General features: G+C 72.7%; 18 protein-coding genes. 8 read left to right on the top strand and 10 right to left on the bottom strand.

The features are described 5' to 3' along the window. Positions 1 to 4 precede the first annotated feature (4 nt). The 7 genes from ACZ4O3_RS23140 (at position 5) to hypE (ending at position 7872) form a co-directional block, all read left to right on the top strand. Positions 5 to 1675: a hydrogenase maturation protein gene (locus ACZ4O3_RS23140; RefSeq protein ID WP_467723982.1), complete on the top strand. Its 1671-nt coding sequence runs from the start codon at positions 5 to 7 to the stop codon at positions 1673 to 1675. Further along, on the top strand, positions 1672 to 2253 hold the full coding sequence (locus ACZ4O3_RS23145; protein WP_467723984.1) for a hydrogenase maturation protease: 582 nt from the start codon (positions 1672 to 1674) through the stop codon (positions 2251 to 2253). Before ACZ4O3_RS23140 ends, ACZ4O3_RS23145 begins: the two co-directional genes overlap by 4 nt. A 64-nt stretch (positions 2254 to 2317) precedes the next feature. Beyond that, entirely contained in the window at positions 2318 to 3040 is a 723-nt protein-coding gene (gene hypB / locus ACZ4O3_RS23150) for a hydrogenase nickel incorporation protein HypB (protein ID WP_384999451.1), read from the top strand. Continuing rightward, positions 3037 to 5400, top strand: coding sequence for a carbamoyltransferase HypF (gene hypF, locus ACZ4O3_RS23155; protein WP_467723986.1), 2364 nt, complete (start codon positions 3037 to 3039; stop codon positions 5398 to 5400). Before hypB ends, hypF begins: the two co-directional genes overlap by 4 nt. 3 nt (positions 5401 to 5403) lie before the next feature. Beyond that, entirely contained in the window at positions 5404 to 5694 is a 291-nt protein-coding gene (locus ACZ4O3_RS23160; RefSeq protein ID WP_362727812.1) for a HypC/HybG/HupF family hydrogenase formation chaperone, read from the top strand. Beyond that, positions 5691 to 6815, top strand: a complete 1125-nt coding sequence (gene hypD / locus ACZ4O3_RS23165) for a hydrogenase formation protein HypD (protein ID WP_362727810.1) — start codon at positions 5691 to 5693, stop codon at positions 6813 to 6815. The genes ACZ4O3_RS23160 and hypD overlap by 4 nt, the downstream gene beginning before the upstream one ends. A 67-nt stretch (positions 6816 to 6882) precedes the next feature. Then, positions 6883 to 7872, top strand: a complete 990-nt coding sequence (gene hypE / locus ACZ4O3_RS23170) for a hydrogenase expression/formation protein HypE (protein WP_384999599.1) — start codon at positions 6883 to 6885, stop codon at positions 7870 to 7872. Between the two features lie 55 nt (positions 7873 to 7927). Here the strand turns inward: hypE and hypA are convergent, their stop codons facing one another. The 10 genes from hypA to ACZ4O3_RS23220 form a co-directional block, all read right to left on the bottom strand. Next, complete coding sequence (gene hypA, locus ACZ4O3_RS23175; RefSeq protein ID WP_384999459.1) at positions 7928 to 8266, bottom strand: hydrogenase maturation nickel metallochaperone HypA; 339 nt, start codon at positions 8264 to 8266, stop codon at positions 7928 to 7930. Positions 8267 to 8273: 7 nt separating this feature from the next. Next, a complete protein-coding gene (locus ACZ4O3_RS23180; RefSeq protein ID WP_362728110.1) occupies positions 8274 to 8450 on the bottom strand; it encodes a hypothetical protein in 177 nt (58 codons plus the stop codon). A gap of 22 nt (positions 8451 to 8472) precedes the next feature. Continuing rightward, complete coding sequence (locus ACZ4O3_RS23185; protein WP_362728112.1) at positions 8473 to 8679, bottom strand: hypothetical protein; 207 nt, start codon at positions 8677 to 8679, stop codon at positions 8473 to 8475. Between the two features lie 29 nt (positions 8680 to 8708). Next, positions 8709 to 9323, bottom strand: a complete 615-nt coding sequence (locus ACZ4O3_RS23190; protein ID WP_467723989.1) for a DUF5947 family protein — start codon at positions 9321 to 9323, stop codon at positions 8709 to 8711. Further along, the gene (locus ACZ4O3_RS23195; RefSeq protein ID WP_384999471.1) at positions 9320 to 9868 is read right to left on the bottom strand and encodes a NifU family protein; all 549 of its coding nucleotides are present in this window, start codon (positions 9866 to 9868) and stop codon (positions 9320 to 9322) included. Before ACZ4O3_RS23195 ends, ACZ4O3_RS23190 begins: the two co-directional genes overlap by 4 nt. After that, positions 9861 to 11651 carry a nickel-dependent hydrogenase large subunit gene (locus ACZ4O3_RS23200; RefSeq protein WP_362729204.1) on the bottom strand — a complete coding sequence of 597 codons (1791 nt, stop codon included), beginning with the start codon at positions 11649 to 11651 and terminating at the stop codon, positions 9861 to 9863. Before ACZ4O3_RS23200 ends, ACZ4O3_RS23195 begins: the two co-directional genes overlap by 8 nt. Positions 11652 to 11705: 54 nt before the next feature. Beyond that, entirely contained in the window at positions 11706 to 12794 is a 1089-nt protein-coding gene (locus tag ACZ4O3_RS23205) for an NADH-quinone oxidoreductase subunit B family protein (protein WP_362729202.1), read from the bottom strand. A 3-nt stretch (positions 12795 to 12797) separates the two neighbouring features. Further along, positions 12798 to 14288, bottom strand: a complete 1491-nt coding sequence (locus ACZ4O3_RS23210; protein ID WP_467723992.1) for a hypothetical protein — start codon at positions 14286 to 14288, stop codon at positions 12798 to 12800. Positions 14289 to 14431: 143 nt separating this feature from the next. Then, positions 14432 to 15256, bottom strand: a complete 825-nt coding sequence (locus tag ACZ4O3_RS23215; protein WP_467723994.1) for a maleylpyruvate isomerase family mycothiol-dependent enzyme — start codon at positions 15254 to 15256, stop codon at positions 14432 to 14434. 69 nt (positions 15257 to 15325) lie between these two features. Next, positions 15326 to 15814, bottom strand: a complete 489-nt coding sequence (locus ACZ4O3_RS23220) for a TetR/AcrR family transcriptional regulator (RefSeq protein ID WP_467724067.1) — start codon at positions 15812 to 15814, stop codon at positions 15326 to 15328. A 186-nt stretch (positions 15815 to 16000) separates the two neighbouring features. Here ACZ4O3_RS23220 and ACZ4O3_RS23225 point away from each other — a divergent pair, with 186 nt between their 5' ends. Beyond that, positions 16001 to 17449, top strand: coding sequence for an aldehyde dehydrogenase (locus ACZ4O3_RS23225; protein ID WP_467723996.1), 1449 nt, complete (start codon positions 16001 to 16003; stop codon positions 17447 to 17449). Positions 17450 to 17598 lie beyond the last annotated feature (149 nt).

A 17598-nucleotide genomic window follows, 5' to 3' on the forward strand; every position in this document is an offset into this window, starting at 1 on the left:
CACCATGGACATTCTGCTCGTCGCCAGCGCCTTCAACAGCCTGTCCCAACGGGTGTACGCCGAACTGTCCGACCTCGGCCACCGGGTGGACATCGTCCTCGCCGACCGCGGCCCGGACGCCGTCCGCTCCGCGGTGCGGGGCCGCCGTCCGGAACTGATCATCGCGCCGATGCTGAAGACCGCGCTCCCCGGTGACGTCTGGCGCGACCACACCTGTCTGGTCGTGCACCCGGGACCGCCCGGCGACCGCGGCCCCTCCTCGCTCGACTGGGCCGTCGCCGGGCGGGAGCCCCGCTGGGGAGTGACCGTGCTCCAGGCCGAGGCGGCCGTGGACGCCGGCGCGGTCTGGGCGAGCGAATCCTTCCCGGTGGAGCCGGTCGGCAAGAGCGACCTCTACCGGGGCGAGGTCGCCGACGCCGCCCTCACCGCCGTCCACGAGGCCGTACGCCGGTATGCGGAGGGCTCGTACAAGCCGGTGCCGCAGAGCGATCCCGCGATCCGCGGCCGGATCGTCTGGCGGGACGTCTTCCGCCAGTCGCGGCGGCGGATCGACTGGGCGGCCGACGACACCGAGACGGTCCTTTGCAAGCTGCGCGGCGCCGACTCCCAGCCCGGAGTGCTCGACGAACTCCTCGGCCGGGAGCTGTTCCTGCACGGCGGCCACCCCGAGGACCTGCTGAGCGGCAGCCCCGGTGAGCTGCTCGCGACCCGCGCGGGTGCGGTCTGCCGGGCCACCCGGGACGGCGCCGTGTGGATCCCCGAGCTGCGCCCCCGCAAGAACTCCGGCGACCCGGCACCCTTCCGCCGCCCCGCGGCCGACGTCCTCGCGGCCCACGGCCTCCCCGACAGCCCCGCCCCGCTCGAACCGCCCCCCGGCCCCCGCACCTGGACCGACATCGGCTACCGGCAGCGCGGCGACGTCGGGTTCGTCTCCTTCTCCTTCCCCGGCGGCGCGATGAGCACCGACCACTGCCGGCGCCTGCTCGCCGCCTACACGTACGCGCTCGCCCGTCCCACCCGGGTACTGGTGCTGGGCGGCCGGCGGGACTTCTTCTCCAACGGCATCCATCTGAATGTCATCGAGGCCGCCCCGGACCCCGCCGAGGAGTCCCGGGCCAACCTCGACGCCATGGACGACCTGGTGGAGGCCGTGCTGCGGACCACCGACCGGCTGGTCGTGGCGGCGCTCGGCGGGAACGCGGCGGCCGGCGGCGCCATGCTCGCCCTCGCCGCCGACGAGGTCTGGTGCCGGGCCGGCACCGTCCTCAACCCGCACTACCGGCGGATGGGACTGTACGGCTCGGAGTTCTGGACGTACTCGCTGCCCCGCCGCGCCGGGGCGCGGACCGCGCGCCGGCTGACCGAGGAGGCGCGGCCGGTGAGCGCCGCGACCGCCCTCAGGACCGGGCTCGTCGACCGGGTGCTGCCGGTCCCCGCACAGGGCTTCGCCGCCGAGGTCGAGGAGCTGGCGACCGCGCTCGCCGGCACCCCGGAACTCGGCCGGCGCGTCGCCGCCAAGGCCGCGGCGCGCGAGGCCGACGAGGCACGCAGACCGCTCGCCGAGTACCGCAAGGACGAACTCGACCGGATGCACGCCCTGTTCTTCGACCCGGCCGCCGCCTACCACGCGCTGCGCTCGGACTTCGTCCGCAAGGTCCCGGGCGGTGCCCGGTGACGCGGCTGCTGGTGGCGGGTGTCGGCAACATCTTCCTCGGCGACGACTCCTTCGGGCCCGAGGTGATCCGCGCTCTGACCCGGCGCCCGCTGCCCGCCGGGGCGGCGGTCCGGGACTTCGGCATCCGGGGCATGGACCTCGCCTACGCCCTGCTCGACGGCTGGACGGTCGCCGTCCTCGTCGACGCCGCCGCGGGCGGCAGGCCCCCCGGCACGCTCTCCCTGATCGAGCCCGAACTCCCGGGCCGTGCCCCGGCGGCCCCGCCCGAGGCACACGGCATGGACCCGGCGAAGGTGCTCGCCCTGGCCGCCCACCTCGGCGACGAACCCCTGCCGCGGGTCCTGGTGCTCGCCTGCGAACCCGGACAGCTGCCACGCGGCGACGAGGACATCGCCCCCGGCCTGAGCGAGCCGGTGCGCGGCGCGGTCGGACAGGCCGTCGAAGCCCTGCACGTCCTGGTCCCGGCACTGCTGGCGGATCCCCAGGTCACGCCCTCGTTGGCCCGCCCGGAGGAATCCACGGGCCCCTCCGCGGCCGGGCTCCCGCACCCGGCGGCCACCGGCGCGGAGGATCGCTAGCGGACCGGGACGAGCCCCGCCCGATCCGAGGGTTCCACCGGAACGCAGCGATCGAGGAGCACCCATGTGTCAGTCCGAGGACGTCACCCGGGCCGTCCTGGCCCGCAACGACGGCTTGGCCGCAAGCCTGCGCGACGACCTGGCCGCACGCGGGGTGAGCGTGGTGAACCTGCTCTCCAGCCCCGGCAGCGGCAAGACCGAACTGCTGGGCCGGGTGCTGGCCCGGGCACTGGAGCGGGACGTACCCGTCGCCGCCTTCACCGCCGACCTCGCCACCGAGAACGACGCCAGGCGGCTGGCCCGGTCCGGGGCACCGGTGAAACAGCTGCTCACCGACGGGCTCTGCCATCTGGAGGCCCGGCAGGTGCGCGGCCATCTGGAGGGCTGGCTGCCGCCGGACACCGCGCTCTTGTTCGTGGAGAACGTCGGCAACCTCGTCTGCCCGGCCTCCTACGACCTCGGTGAACAGCTGCGGATCGTGCTGATGGCGGTGACCGAGGGCGAGGACAAGCCCGCCAAGTACCCCACCGCCTTCGGCTCGGCGCACCTCGTCGTGCTCACCAAGACCGACCTCGCCGCGCCGGCCGGCTTCGACGAGAGGGCCTTCGCCGACCAGGTGCGGCGGGTCAATCCCGGGGTGGAGATCGTCCGTTCCTGCGCCCGTACCGGCGAGGGCGTCGACACGGTCCTGGACCGGGTGCTCGCCGTACGGGACGGCGCGCCCGCGCACCGGCCGCCGCTCGCCCCGCACCCGCACGGTCACGTCCACGCGCCCAGCGCCCCGTGACCTCTCCCACCACGGCGACGGCCGTGCGCCGGCGCATCACCGTTCGCGGAACCGTGCAGGGCGTCGGCTTCCGTCCCCACGTCCACCGCCTCGCCACCGCTCTCGCGCTCACCGGGTTCGTCGGCAACACGGCGAACGGTGTGATCATCGAGGTCGAGGGACCGGCCGCCGACGTCGAACGGTTCGGTGAGCTGCTCGCCGCCGAGCCGCCGCCGCTGGCCACCGTGAGCGCCGTCGGCGTCGAGGACGTACCCGTCACAGGGGCGGACCCCGGGTTCACCATCCGCGCCACCGAGCAGTCCGCCCCGGGCCGCACCCTGCTCCCGCCGGACACCGCGACCTGCGCCGACTGCCTGCGGGAGCTGGCCGATCCGGCCGACCGCAGACACCGCCACCCCTTCATCACCTGCACCCACTGCGGCCCCCGCTTCACCATCGCCACCGCCCTGCCCTACGACCGTGCGGTCACCACCATGTCCGGCTTCCCGCTGTGCGCCGCCTGCGCCCGGGAGTACGACGCCCCGGCCGACCGCCGCTTCCACGCCCAGCCCGTGGCCTGCCCGGACTGCGGGCCCCGGCTGCGGCTGGTGCCCGCCGCGGGCGGCGGAGTGCGGGCCGCTCGCGACGGTGACGCCCTCTCGCGCGCGCGAGAGCTGCTCGCCGCCGGTCGGATCGTCGCCGTCAAGGGCATCGGCGGCTACCACCTGGCCTGCGACGCCACCGACGCCCGGGCCGTCGAGACCCTGCGCACCCGCAAGGCGCGCGGGGACAAGCCGTTCGCCGTGATGTGCGCGGACCTGGCGGAGGCGGAGCGGATCGCCGTGGTCGGCGCCGCCGAACGGGCCGTGCTCACCGGCCCCCGCCGCCCCGTCGTCCTGCTCCGGCCCCGCGACGGCGTACGGCTGGCACCCGGGGTCTGCCCCGGCAGCCCCCACCTCGGCGTCATGCTGCCCTACACCCCCGTCCACACCCTCCTGTTCGGACTTCCCGGCGACCCGCCCGGCCCTCGCGTCCTGGTCATGACCAGCGGCAACCGCTCGGGCGAACCGATCGTCACGGACGACGACGAGGCGCTGACCCGGCTGTTCGGACTGGCCGACGCCTGGCTCGCCCACGACCGGCCCATCGCCTCGCCCTGCGACGACTCCCTGTTGCGGGTGCGCGCCGACGGCACCGCACAGGTCCTGCGCCGCTCCCGCGGATACGTGCCCGGCCCGCTGAGCCTGCCGGTCCCGGTACGGCCCGCGCTCGCGGTCGGCGGCGACCTCAAGAACGCGCTGTGCGTCGGCGAGGGCGAACTGGCCTGGTTCGGGCCGCACATCGGCGACATGGGCGACCTGGCCACGCTGGAGGCCGCCGTCCGCGCGGAACGGCATCTGCACCGGCTCACCGGAGTCAGCCCCGAACTCGTCGCCGCCGACCGCCACCCCGGCTACCACGCGTCCGCCTGGGCCCGCCGCCGCGCCGCCCGGCTCCCGCTGAAGAAACCGGTGTTCGTCCAGCACCACCACGCCCATGTCGCCGCCGCCATGGCGGAGTCCGGCCTCGACGGCACCACGCCGGTCATCGGTGTCGCCTTCGACGGCACCGGCTACGGCGACGACGGCACCGTGTGGGGCGGCGAGGTGCTCGTCGCCGACTACACCGGCTACCGGCGCCTCGCCCACCTCGCCCCCGCCCCGCTCCCCGGCGGTGACGCGGGGGTCGCCAACCCGTGCCGGACGGCGCTGGCCCGGCTGTGGGCGGCCGGCCTGCCCTGGGACCCGGACCTGCCCAGTGTCGCCGCCTGCTCGAACGAGGAACTCCACCTGCTGGCCCGGCAGTTGCCCAGCCAGGCCGGCTGCGTGGCCACCTCCAGCATGGGCCGGCTCTTCGACACGGTGTCCTCCCTCACCGGTGTGTGCCACCGCGCCGGTTACGAGGCCCAGGCCGCCCTGGAACTGGAGGCGCAGGCCTGCCTGGCCTGGCACGAGGAGGCGGCCGCCTACGCCTTCGGCGATCGCTTCGACCCGGCCCCGGCCCTCAGCGCGCTCGTCACCGACCTGCGGCGCGGTACCCCGGTACCGGTGATGGCGGCCCGCTTCCACCGCGGTGTCGCCCGGGTGGTCCTGGACCTGTGCCGCGCCGCACGCCGGGCCACCGGCCTGAGCACCGTCGCCCTCACCGGTGGCGTCTTCGCCAACGCCCTGTTGGAGCAGGCCGGTTCCGACCTGCTGCGCGGCGACGGGTTCACGGTCCTGCTGCACCGCGAAGTCCCGCCGAACGACGGCGGGCTGGCCCTCGGGCAGCTGATGGTCGCGGCCCACGGACAACGACCCGAGGACGGCCGGCGTACGGCAGTCTGCGACGAGACGGAGTGACCCATGTGTTTGGCAGTGCCCGGCAGAGTCGTGAGCATCGACGGCACGTCCGATCCGCTCACCGGCCTGATCGACTTCGGCGGTGTGCAGAAGCAGGCCTGTCTGGAGTACGTGTCCGACGTCCGCGTCGGTGAGTACGTCATCGTCCACGTCGGCTTCGCCCTCCAGCGGCTCGACGAGGAGTCGGCCCTGGCCTCCCTCAAGCTCTTCGAGGAACTGGGGCTGATGGAAGAGGAGTTCGGCGACGCCTGGCAGCAGGCGGCCCGGCAGGCCGAGGGGGACGAGGTCCGGTGAAGTATCTCGACGAATTCAATGACCCCCAGCTGGCCCGCCGTCTGCTGGAAGGCATCCGGTCCATCGTCACCCGGCCCTGGGCCCTGATGGAGGTGTGCGGGGGCCAGACCCACTCGATCATCCGACACGGCATCGACCAACTCCTGCCGGAGGAGGTGGAGTTGATCCACGGCCCGGGCTGCCCGGTCTGCGTGACCCCACTGGAGTGCATCGACAAGGCACTGGAGATCGCCGCCCGCCCCGGGGTGATCTTCTGCTCCTTCGGCGACATGCTCCGGGTTCCCGGCACCGACCGCGACCTGTTCCGGGTCAAGGGCGAGGGCGGCGACGTCCGCGTGGTGTACTCGCCGCTCGACGCGGTCAAGCTCGCCCAGCGGCACCCCGACCGCCAGGTGGTGTTCTTCGCCATCGGCTTCGAGACCACCGCGCCCGCCAACGCCATGGCCGTCCACCAGGCCAGGCGGCTGGGCCTGGGCAACTTCAGCCTGCTGGTCTCCCACGTCCGGGTCCCCCCGGCCATCGAGGCCATCATGACCGCCCCCAGCTGCCGGGTGCAGGGCTTCCTGGCCGCCGGACACGTGTGCAGCGTGATGGGCATGGCCGAGTACCCGGAACTGGCCGCGCGCCACCGGGTCCCCGTCGTCGTCACCGGCTTCGAACCGCTCGACATCCTGGAGGGCATCCGCCGCACGGTCCTCCAACTGGAGCGCGGCGAGCACCGGGTGGAGAACGCCTACCCCCGCGCTGTACGCGAGGACGGCAACCCGGCGGCCGTCCGCATGATCGAGGAGGTCTTCGAGGTCACGGACCGTTCCTGGCGCGGCATCGGCCCCATTCCGGCCAGCGGCTGGCGGCTCAGCCCGGCCTACCGGGACTTCGACGCCGAGCACCGCTTCGACGTCACCGGCATCCGCACCGAGGAACCGGCCGAGTGCCGGGCCGGCGAGGTCCTGCAAGGGCTCATCAAACCCACCGAGTGCGCGGCCTTCGGCACCAGCTGCACCCCGCGCACCCCGCTCGGCGCCACCATGGTCTCCAGCGAGGGTGCCTGCGCCGCCTACTACCTGTACCGCCGGATGTCCGAACCGGCCGCGCGCGAGGAGATGAACCCCGTTGGCTGAGCAGACCGTCGCCGACCCGGCGAACTGGAGCTGTCCGGCACCGATCCGCGACCAGCCGGTCGTGGTGATGGGCCACGGCGGCGGCGGCGCCCTCTCCGCCGAACTGATCGAGCAGGTCTTCGTCCCCGCCTACGGCAACGCCGTGCTCGCCGGCATGACCGACTCGGCCGTCCTGCAGCTCGGCGGTGCCCGGCTGGCGCTCTCCACCGATTCCTACGTCGTACGGCCGCTGTTCTTCCCCGGCGGCTGTCTCGGCGACCTCGCCGTCAACGGCACGGTCAACGACCTGGCGATGAGCGGCGCCCGGCCCGCCTACCTGTCCGCCGCGTTCGTCCTGGAGGAGGGCGTGGAGCTGGCCGTCGTCGAGCGCGTCGCGCGGGCGATCGGCGCGGCGGCCGAGACGGCCGGGGTCACCATCGCCACCGGTGACACCAAGGTGGTCGAGGCCGGGCACGGGGACGGCGTGTACGTCACCACCGCGGGCGTCGGGCTCGTCCCCGAACGCGTCGACATCCGGCCGCAGCGGGCCCGTCCCGGTGACGCCGTCATCGTCAGCGGTCCGATCGGGCTGCACGGGGTGGCCGTGCTGAGCGTGCGCGAGGGGCTGGAGTTCGGCGTCGAGATCGCCAGCGACACCGCGCCGCTGGCCGACCTGGTCGCCACCATGCTGGACGTCACCCCGGACATCCACGTGCTGCGCGACCCCACCCGCGGTGGCCTGGCCGCCTCGCTCAACGAGATCGCCCGCGCCTCGGGCACGGGGGTGCGGCTGGCCGAGCGGGCCATCCCGGTACCGGAGGCGGTCGCCAACGCCTGCGGGTTCCTCGGGCTCGACCCGCTCTACGTCGCCAACGAGGGCCGGCTCGTCGCCTTCGTGCCGCCGGGGGAGGCCGAGGCCGTCCTGGAGGCGATGCGCGCCCATCCGCAGGGGGCGGGCGCGACCCGGATCGGTGAGTGCGTGGCCGACCATCCCGGGATGGTCGTGGTGGCCACCGGACTGGGCGGCACCCGGGTCGTCGACCTGCCGCTCGGCGAACAGCTGCCCCGCATCTGCTGAGGACGGCCCGATGACCCGCCCGGTGCCCCGGTTCGTTCCGGGGCACCGGGCGGGGTCATTGCACCGCGGTGATCTCCAGTTCCCGGCCGCTGCGCAGCTCGGGACAGGGCCGGTCGCAGCGCGGGCACCAGAAGAACGGCGGCATTCCCACCGCGAACTCCTGCGCGCACGGGTCGCACCAGGCCCGGGCGGGCACCTGCTCGACCACGAGGTCGGCCCCCGCCAGCGCGGTGCCGTCACGGGCCACCTCGAAGGCGAAGGTCAGAGCGTCGGGGACGACCCCGGACAACTCGCCGACCCGGACGGACACCGCCGAGACGGTGTCCGCCCCGTCGGCCCGGGCCCATGCACCGGCCTGTTCCACGATCGCGGTCGCGATCGACAGTTCATGCACGACCGGCTCACGGATACCGGTGGCCGGCGCGCAGACCACCCGCGATCCGCCAGATCTTCATCTCGCGCATGATCGAGGGCAGCTCCATGACGAACACCGCCAGGGCGAGGGCGCCCACGACGGCGATCTCGGCCGTCAGCACGCGGTGGGCCGCCGTTCCGGTTCTCTTTCGCTGGACCTTCATGTGGGGAACTCCCTGTTCTGTGTCATCCGGGAGGGATGTTCGGCATGACGTCCAGCAGGGTGTCGTGCCGCTTCCAGTGGATGCCGGTGGAGCGCCGCGCGTCGGCGGTGCCGTCCGGGTGGTGCCCGGTCTGGGTGGTGTGCGGCCCCCGGTTGCCCTGGTGCATACCGGGCACGTGGGACGGTGTGTCGGGCCTCGCCTGGGCTCGGCCGACTCGGATGCTTCCCATGGGGTTTCTCCTTCCTGTGCTGCCGTTCCTCAAGGCCGCTCGGTGAGCTCCTCGAAGAAACGCTCCACGGCCGGCCACATCCGTCCGCCGCCGGACAGGCCGCGCCACTCCCGGCGGACCACCGCGAGCATGCGGAAGCAGTCGTCGACCGGTGCGATCCAGTGGTGGTCCAGGCCGTGGACGGTGTTGACCAGCAGCGCCTCGACGTCGGGGACCAGACCGGCCAGGGGCGGGCAGCCGGCGACCGCCCGCTGCCAGGCCGCCGCGTCCACCTCCCAGCGCATGGCACCCGCCGGGCTCGGTCCCTCGGCGGTGACCGAGCCGTCGGCGCGCGGTACGAAGAAGACCAGACCGACCGGGACCCCGAGGGTCGCGGTGTCCACCTTCGGAAGGCGGACCCGGCGGGTCGGGATCAGCCGGAACTGCACGTCGCCGGAGCGGTGTCCCGGCCGTCCCGGGTCTCCCGGGAACAGCAGCGCACAGGGGCGGCAGGCGCAGCGGACCTCGCCCTGGCCGGTGTCGTACAGGTGCGGATGGTGCTCGGGAACCGGGGCGGCGCACAGGTCGCACACCTCCGCCTCCGCCGCCGGCCGGTGGTCGGCGGCGGAGCGGATGAGGCGGGCCAGGGCTCCGTCGGTGCTCACCGGGCCTCCTGCGGCCGGCGCAGGGAGTCCAGGGGGACGAAGGCGGGGGCCGGGGCCTCGGGCAGGGGCTGCACGTCCACCAGCTCGGGGGCCGCGGCGAGCACCGCCTCGCGGACCGCGTCGGCCACCTCCGTGGTACCTCCGCCGCACCCGGAGCCGCAACCGCCGCCCGTGGTCAGCCGCACCCGGCCCACCTGGCCCTCCACTCCGGCCCACTCGACGTCGCCGCCGCGTTCGCGCACGGCGGGGCGCAGCCGCTCGACCGCGCGGGCCGCCCGGCGCTCGGGCGAGTCGGGGTGGATGTCGTGCAGGACCAGGAGATGGTCGAGGAGCTCGTCGTCGAAGAGCTGCCCGGCCAGGGCCGCGTCCGCGCGGTCCAGGACGCGGGCGAGCGCCTCGCCGTAGACCTCGGTCAGCAGGCGTACCGCCTCGACGGCCGGACCGCCGGTCGGGCCGGGGGCGGACTCCAGCCCCTCCAGCAGCGTGTCGAGGCGGGCCAGCCGGGCCTCGACCGCCCGGCCGTCGAGCCGCCCCGGGTCAGCCATGGTTCGCCCCGTAGGTGGGCGAGTGCGTGACGCTCAGCGTCTTGCCCTTGCCCGTGTACATGTGGACACCGCACGGCAGACACGGGTCGAAGCTGCGGACCGTACGCATGATGTCGACGCCCTTGAAGTCGTCCGGCCCGTTCTCCTCGAAGATCGGCTGGCCCTGGACGGCGTCCTCGTAGGGACCGGGGGTGCCGAACTTGTCCCGGGGGCTGGCGTTCCACGGGGTCGGCGGGTACGGGTGGTAGTTGGCGATCTTCTTGTCCTTGATCACCAGGTGGTGGGAGAGGACCCCGCGCACCGCCTCGTGGAAGCCGCAGCCGATCGCCTCGTCCGGCACCTCGAAGTCCTCGAACACCTTGGTGTCGCCGGACCGCACCAGCCCCATCGCCTCGTCCAGGAACTGCAGGGCCATGGCCGCGGCGTAGGCGACGAAGTACGGCCTGGCGCGGTCACGTTCGAGGGTGTTGGACCACTTCGGGATCTTCCACTCCAGGGTGGTCTCCGGCAGGGACTCGCCCTTGGGCAGCGAGATCCGCACACTGGTGCCGGTGGCCTTGATGTACGGCGTGTCGACGATGCCGCTGAGCGCGGTCGACCAGAGCCGGGCGAGCGGGCCGCCACCGGTGTCCAGCGCCAGGTGGTCGCCGGTGCGCTGGTCGAACCAGCGCGGGCTCATCACCCAGCTGTAGTTGGCGTCGAAGTCCCGCTTCTGCGGCACCGGGAGGGTGGTCTGGTTCCACGGGTGGCGCATGTCGACCGGGTTGCCCAGCGGGTCGTGGGTGACGAAGGGGTCCTCGTTCACCCAGTCCTCGTAGAAGGAGCTGCCGAGCATGATCCTCAGGCCCAGGTTGATGTCGACGAGGTTGTTGGTGACCAGCTCGCCGTCGACCACGATGCCCGGGGTGACGTACATCGCCTTGCCCCAGCGGTCCATGTTCTCGTACTTGTAGTCGACCACCTTCGGGTCCTGCCAGGCGCCCCAGCAGCCGAGCAGGATACGGCGCTTGCCGACCTCCTCGTAGCCGGGCAGCGCCTCGTAGAAGAAGTCGAAGACGTCGTCGTTCATGGCGACGGCCTTCTTCACGAAGTCGATGACGTGCATCAGCCGGCTGAGGTAGTCGGTGAACGCGGTCGGCGACGGCATGGTGCCGACACCGCCCGGATACAGCGTGGAGGGATGGACGTGCCGGCCCTCCATCAGACAGAACATCTCGCGGGTGGTCCGGGAGACCTTCAGGGCCTCCTTGTAGACCTCGCCCTCGAAGGGGTTGAAGGCCTTCATGATGTCCGCGATGGTCCGGTACCCGTGGATGTCCCCGCGCGGGGCGGCGGTCTTCTGCGCCCGCGCCAGCACGCTGGGGTTGGTGGCCTTGACCATCTGCTCGCAGAAGTCCACGAAGACCAGGTTGTCCTGGAAGATCGTGTGGTCGAACATGTACTCGGCCGCCTCGCCGAGGTTGACGATGTGCTCGGCCAGCGGCGGCGGCTTCACCCCGTACGCCATCTGCTGGGCGTAGTCGGAGCACGTGGTGTGGTTGTCGCCGCAGATCCCGCAGATCCGCGAGGTGATGAAGCCCGCGTCGCGCGGGTCCTTCCCCTTCATGAAGACGGAGTAGCCGCGGAAGAGGGAGGAGGTGCTGTGACACTCCACCACCTCCCGGTTGGCAAAGTCGATCTTCGTGTAGATGCCCAGGTTTCCGATGATCCGGGTGATCGGATCCCAGGACATGTCCACGATCTGCTCGGGCTTGCGCCCTGTCTTCCGGGCCTCGGTTGTCATCGGCGTCGCTGACCTTTGCTGTGGGGGGACGTGGGGCGGGAGGACTCTGGGGCGTCAGGGCCGCCAGCGCGGGGCGTACCCGCTGGTGAGCTTGCGCTTGTTGTGGCGCCACTTGGGCTCGTGGTTGACCAGGTCGTTGGTGAAGCCGCGCAGCCGGCGGATGACCGCCCCGTACGGCTTGATGGCCAGCGAGGAGAGGGTGCCGCCGGGCGGTTCGTCCATGAACGGCATGAACGCGTCCGGGAAGCCGGGCATGGTGCAGCCGATGCAGATGCCGCCGACGTTGGGGCAGCCGCCGATGCCGGCCATCCAGCCCCGCTTGGGCACGTTGCAGTTCACGACCGGACCCCAGCAGCCGGTCTTGACCAGGCACTTGGGGGAGTTGTAGTCCATCGCGAAGGACGCCTGCTCGTAGTACGACCCCCGGTCGCAGCCCTCGTGGACCGTGCGCCCGAACAGCCACTGCGGGCGCAGCATGTGGTCCAGCGGAGGCGGGGGAGCGGTGCCGGCGGCGTGGTAGAGAACCCAGACCAGGGTCTCCATGAAGTTCTCCGGCTGCACCGGGCAGCCCGGGATGTTCACCACGGGCAGGCCGCCCTGCGACTTGTAGTCCCAGCCCAGGTAGTCCGCGAGGCCCATCGAACCGGTCGGGTTGCCGGCCATCGCGTGGATTCCGCCGAAGGTGGCACAGGTGCCGACGGCCACCACCGCCCAGGCCTTGGGCGCCAGTTGGTCGATCCAGTCGTTGAGGGTCTGCGGCTGGCCGGTCTCCGGGTCGTTGCCGAAGGACGTCCAGTAGCCCTCGCCCTCGATGATGTTCTGGTTCGGGACCGAGCCCTCGATGACGAGGATGAACGGCTCCAGCTCGCCCCGCGCGGCCTTCCGGTACGGCGCGAGGAAGTCCTCGCCGCCCAGGCTCGGCGACAGCACCTTGTTGACCAGGTTGACCTTGGGAATGCCCGGGATCAGGCCGAGGACCAGGTCCTCGATGGACGGCTGGTCGGCCGCGGTCACGGAGACGGTGTCGCCGTCACAGCTCATGCCCTCGGAGATCCACAGGATGGTGATCTCGTCGAAGCCCTGGTGTTCGCCGGCTTCGCCCGGTTCGCCGCCGACGGCGGTGGTGCCGTTCTTGGTGCTCATGCGCTAGGCCTCCGGTGGAGTGGGTCCCGTGGGCGGCCCTTGCGCCACCGCTGGATCCGGGACGTCGGTGCCCCCGAGCGGCTCGAGTTCGTCGGGCCGGAAGTAGTGGAAACGGCCGTACCAGCCGTGCAGTTCGGCCGCCGGATCGTCGTCGACGGTGACGGCCAGGTGGGTACTGCCGTCCACGTCGTGGAAGACGGCGGCCACGGTCGCGGTCCGTCCGGCCAGGAACATGTCCTGGGCGTCGGCGCCCCGGCCGCGCGGCCGCAGCCGCACCGCACTGCCGCCGCCGACCCGCACGCCGGCGACCAGAACGGTGTCGGTGGCCGGACAGAGCCCCTCGTCGGCGCCCTCCTGCCACCAGGCGGGACGGCCGGCGGCCGGCTTCAGCGAACGGATGGCGCCGTGCAGCCGCCCGAGGACCTCGGGCGGCATGGTGTCGACCCGGTCGAGGATCTCGGCGGCCCGCGGGTCGGTGGCGCGGGCCTCCCGCTTCTCCTCGTCCGTCAGCAGCATGGTGCGCAGGGTGAGGATCTCGTCGATCTCCCCGGCGTCGTGCAGATCCCCGGGGCTCTCCGGTGCCACCTGCGGATGGTCGGGCAGGATGATCGGCGAGGACAGCAGCAGGGCGGAGACCGAGCCGTCCGAGGGGGCGTCGGCGGGGGGTGCGCCGCCGAGCACCGGGAACGTGAAGTCGTTGCGGCAGCTCCGGGCGGCCTCCTGACGGGCCGCGCCGGGGTCGATGAGGGAGACGAACTCCGCGCCCTCGGCGCCGAGCAGGGTGTGGGTGGCGATGAGGGCGTGACGCAACGCCCGGTCGCGGGGGGCGTGCGGATCGGCCGGGCGCCCCTCGTGCGCGGTGCGCACCCGGAGCCGCAGGAGGTCCTCGCCGAGCCGCTCGACCACCAGCGTGGTGCTCGCCCGGATCTCCTCCCGGTGCCTGACGATCCGCCCGGCACCTGCGGACAGCGCCTCCCGGTCCGTACCGGCGGGGGAGCCCACCGGAAAGCGGTGCTCACCCTCGACCGCGCTGACCGTGAGGTCGGCCGCGCGCGGCACCGCCTCCTCGAAGGTCAGCTGCACGGTCCCGTCGTCGCACGTCAGCGACTCCACCGGCCGGCCCTCGGCGTCCTCGACCTGCTTGTGCTGCATCTGCAGGTACCGCACCCGCACCCGCAGCACCGCGTCCGGCCGGTGCACCCTCACCAGACACTCCGTCTGCTGGTACCAGGAGTCCGCCGAACCCGACACACCCGGGCTGACCGGACCGTCGGCCTCCACCCAGTCCTTCGGGAAGAGGACCCCGAACTGCCAGCGGGCACGATTCTTCGGCGAGGACCGCCGATAGGGGTACAGGAGGTAGCCCTCGTAGAGCACGGCGTCGGCGACGGCGCTCAGCTGTCCGAAGACGTGCCCGGACCGGTCACAGGGCCGCTGCGATCCGTCCGCCGGGGCAGTGCGGGGTGCCCTGCCGTCGACCAGTGGCTCGGCCATGCAGCCTCCTCGGATCCGTACGCGCGCCCATACCTTCCACCACGGTCACATCGGTCACGCCCGCTCGCCTCTTCTGGGCGAGCGGGGTTGGGCCGAACGGGGTGTGCCTGGGCGTGCGCCGGACCGGCCGGGGGAGGCGGCGGTCAGGGGGCGGTGAACAAGGAGGGGAAGCGGGGGGCCAGCCAGGGCTTGCGGCCGGTGGCGAGTATCTGGCCGCGGGCCATGGCCGACCACGGGCTGCGGCGGCCGAGGGCGATGAGGAGGAAGGCGACCGGATCGATGAGGATCGTGCAGTCCGGACGGTCCTGCGGTTCCGGGGCCACCCGGACGGCATCACCGGCAACGGTCACCCCGAAGGCGCCGCCGTCACCGCGCAGCCGGATCGTGTAGCGGGCGGTGAGTCCGGCGACGGCCGGGGCGTTCGCCACGGCCGGCATCACCGACAGCATGAACGGCATGCACAGCGCCACCCGTTCGGCGTCGATCATGTGCGGGCGCCGCAGCGCGCGGGCGAGATCGTAGCCGTGGCCCAGCATGTGCGTGAGCAGGTAGGAGGCGAGCACGGACCGGTCCATCCGGCCGAGCGGCGTGACCGGCGCAGGCCCGTCCGCCGTCGCGGCCAGCGCGTCGACGGCGCGTGCGGCCTGTTCGGTGATCATGGCGGCGAGCGGTTCGGCCCGGCGTTCCCCGAACCTGGCCAGGGACTCCGCGTTGGCCGCCGCGAGGCTCTGCGGTGTGCCGTCCCCGTAAGGGCGTTCGGTGCCGAGGGCGAGGTCGGCCATCAGCTCGTTGGCCAGCGCCAGATGGGCCGCCGCCTCGCCGACGGTCCATTGCGACCCCGGTACGGCGGATCGCGTGTGCGCCACGCCGTCCAGCACGGCCGCGATGTCGTTGCCGGTCCGCCGTATCGCCCGTCCGAGCCCTTCGGGCAGCGCCCGCTGGACGTCCTGCCGTGCCGCCTGGTCCATGTCGGTTGCTCCCGTTCTGCCGGGCGGTACCCAATCAGAGGTACGGGCGCACCACAAGACCCGTGGCGATCACCGCGGGCCGAGGCCGTTCAGGAAGGTGTCGACGACCACGTCGGCGGCCTGGGCGGCGCTGAGCCCGGTCAGCTCCTGTGCGGCCGAGTGCATCAGCTGCGGCAGCAGTGAACTCGCCCACGCGAGCGGCAGATCGGCGCGCAGCAGCCCCTCGTCGGTGGCGCGCCGCAGGAAGTCGTCGATCTCCCCGATCAGAGCATCGCGCCGCCGGCGGATCGCGTCGTCGGCCCGCAGCCGGCCGAGTTCCACCGGCCACGTGCGGTTCACGCCGATGATCTCCTCGACGTAGCGGTGCAGCGCCACGGCGACCGGAGCCGCGCGCAGCCTGGCGTTCTGCACGGCGCGCTCGACCGCGTCGTAGCGCGCCTCGTAGACGGCGGCGAGCAGCTCGTCGCGGGACGCGAACCGCCGGTAGACGGTGCGCCGGTCGACGCCCGCCTCGGCCGCGATCGCGGCGATGCTCGCGGCCGGGTCGGCGGCGAGCATGCGGGCCCCGGTCGTCAGGACCGCTTCCAGGTTGCGTGCTGCGTCTGCTCTCACGCGCCGAGCATAGCCCGATGTGTGGAACCTGACTCTCCTAGTGACTCATGAACGATGCGGTGAAGAAGTTAAGTGCTACATTGAAGTGACAGATAACCGAATGGTTCACTCGACAACCTCGGGAGAGGGCACATGATCACGTACGACCGCCTCTTCATCGCCGGCTCCTGGGAGACACCCAGCGACCCCGGACTGCTCGACATCCGGTCGCCGCACGACCAGAGGGTCCTCGGCCGTGCCGCCCAGGCCCGGCCCGCCGACATCGACCGCGCGGTGGCCGCCGCCCGGCTCGCCTTCGACGAGGGGCCCTGGCCGCGCACGGCGCCGGCCGACCGCATCGCCGTCATACGGCGTCTGAACGCGCTGCGCGAGGCCGGTGCCGAGAAGATCGCCGACCTCATCTCGGCCGAGAACGGCTCGGCCGCCTGGTTCACCAGGGCCGGGCAGCCGGGGCTCACCCGGCAGGCCGAGGCCTACCTCGCGGCCGCCGAGGGGTTCGGCTGGGAGGAGCCGGTGGGGTCCGGCTCCGCGGTGCGCGCCGTCGTACGCCGGGAGCCCGTCGGTGTCGTCGCCGCCGTCATTCCCTGGAACTCCCCGTACTCGGCGGCCCTGGCGAAGATCATCCCGGCGCTGCTGGCCGGCAACACGGTCGTCCTGAAGGTGTCCCCGGAGAACTCGCTGAGCATGGGTTTCCTCGCCGAGCTGCTGGAGCGGACCGGTCTGCCGGAAGGGGTGATCAGCGTGCTCGCCGCCGACCGGGAGACCAGCGAGTACCTGGTGTCCCACCCCGGCATCGACAAGATCGCGTTCACCGGCTCGACCGGGGCCGGGCGCCGGATCGCCGCCATCGCGGGCCGACAGCTGAAGCGGGTCAGCCTGGAACTGGGCGGCAAGTCGGCCGCGATCATCCTGCCGGACGCCGACATCGACCGCGCGGTGCGCGGGCTCAAGTTCGCCTCGCTGCTCAACAACGGCGAGTCCTGCATCGCCCAGACCCGCGTCCTCGCGCCGCGCGGCCGGTACGAGGAGGTCGTCACCGGCCTCAAGGACCTCGTGGAGTCGCTCAAGGTCGGTGACCCGGCCGACCCCGACACCTTCATCGGCCCGATGATCCGCCGCGACCAGCAACAGCGCGTGCGCGACTACATCGAGGCCGGCGTCAGGGAAGGGGCCCGGCTCGTCACCGGTGGCCCGGGCGTCCCGCCGGGGCTGGAGAACGGCAACTACGTGACCCCGACCGTCTTCGCGGACGTCGACAACTCCATGCGGATCGCCCGGGAGGAGATCTTCGGCCCGGTCCTCGTGGTCATCCCCTACGACGACGAGGACGACGCCGTACGGATCGCCAACGACTCCGAGTACGGCCTCTCCGGGGGCGTGTGGTCCGCCGACGAGGCGCATGCGCTGGAGACCGCCCGCAGGCTGCGGACCGGCACGGTCACCGTCAACGGCGCGGCCATCTCCTTCGACGGCCCGTTCGGCGGTTACAAGGCGAGTGGGATCGGCCGTGAGTACGGCGCGGTCGGGCTGGCCCAGTACGTCGAGCACAAGTCCGTCACCCTGCCGGTCTCCGGGACGTGACCGCCCGCGCCGAGGAGGTGAGTCCGAGACCGTCCGGCACGGCGACGACCTCCCGGCGGGCGGTCTCGTCCAGCCCACGCAGACCAAGGGGCAGGTTCGGCTCACGTGTGAGACCGAGGTGCCAGGCGGCTGGATGTGTCCCGAGAACT

The organism is Streptomyces sp. NPDC026515, from assembly GCF_055567595.1.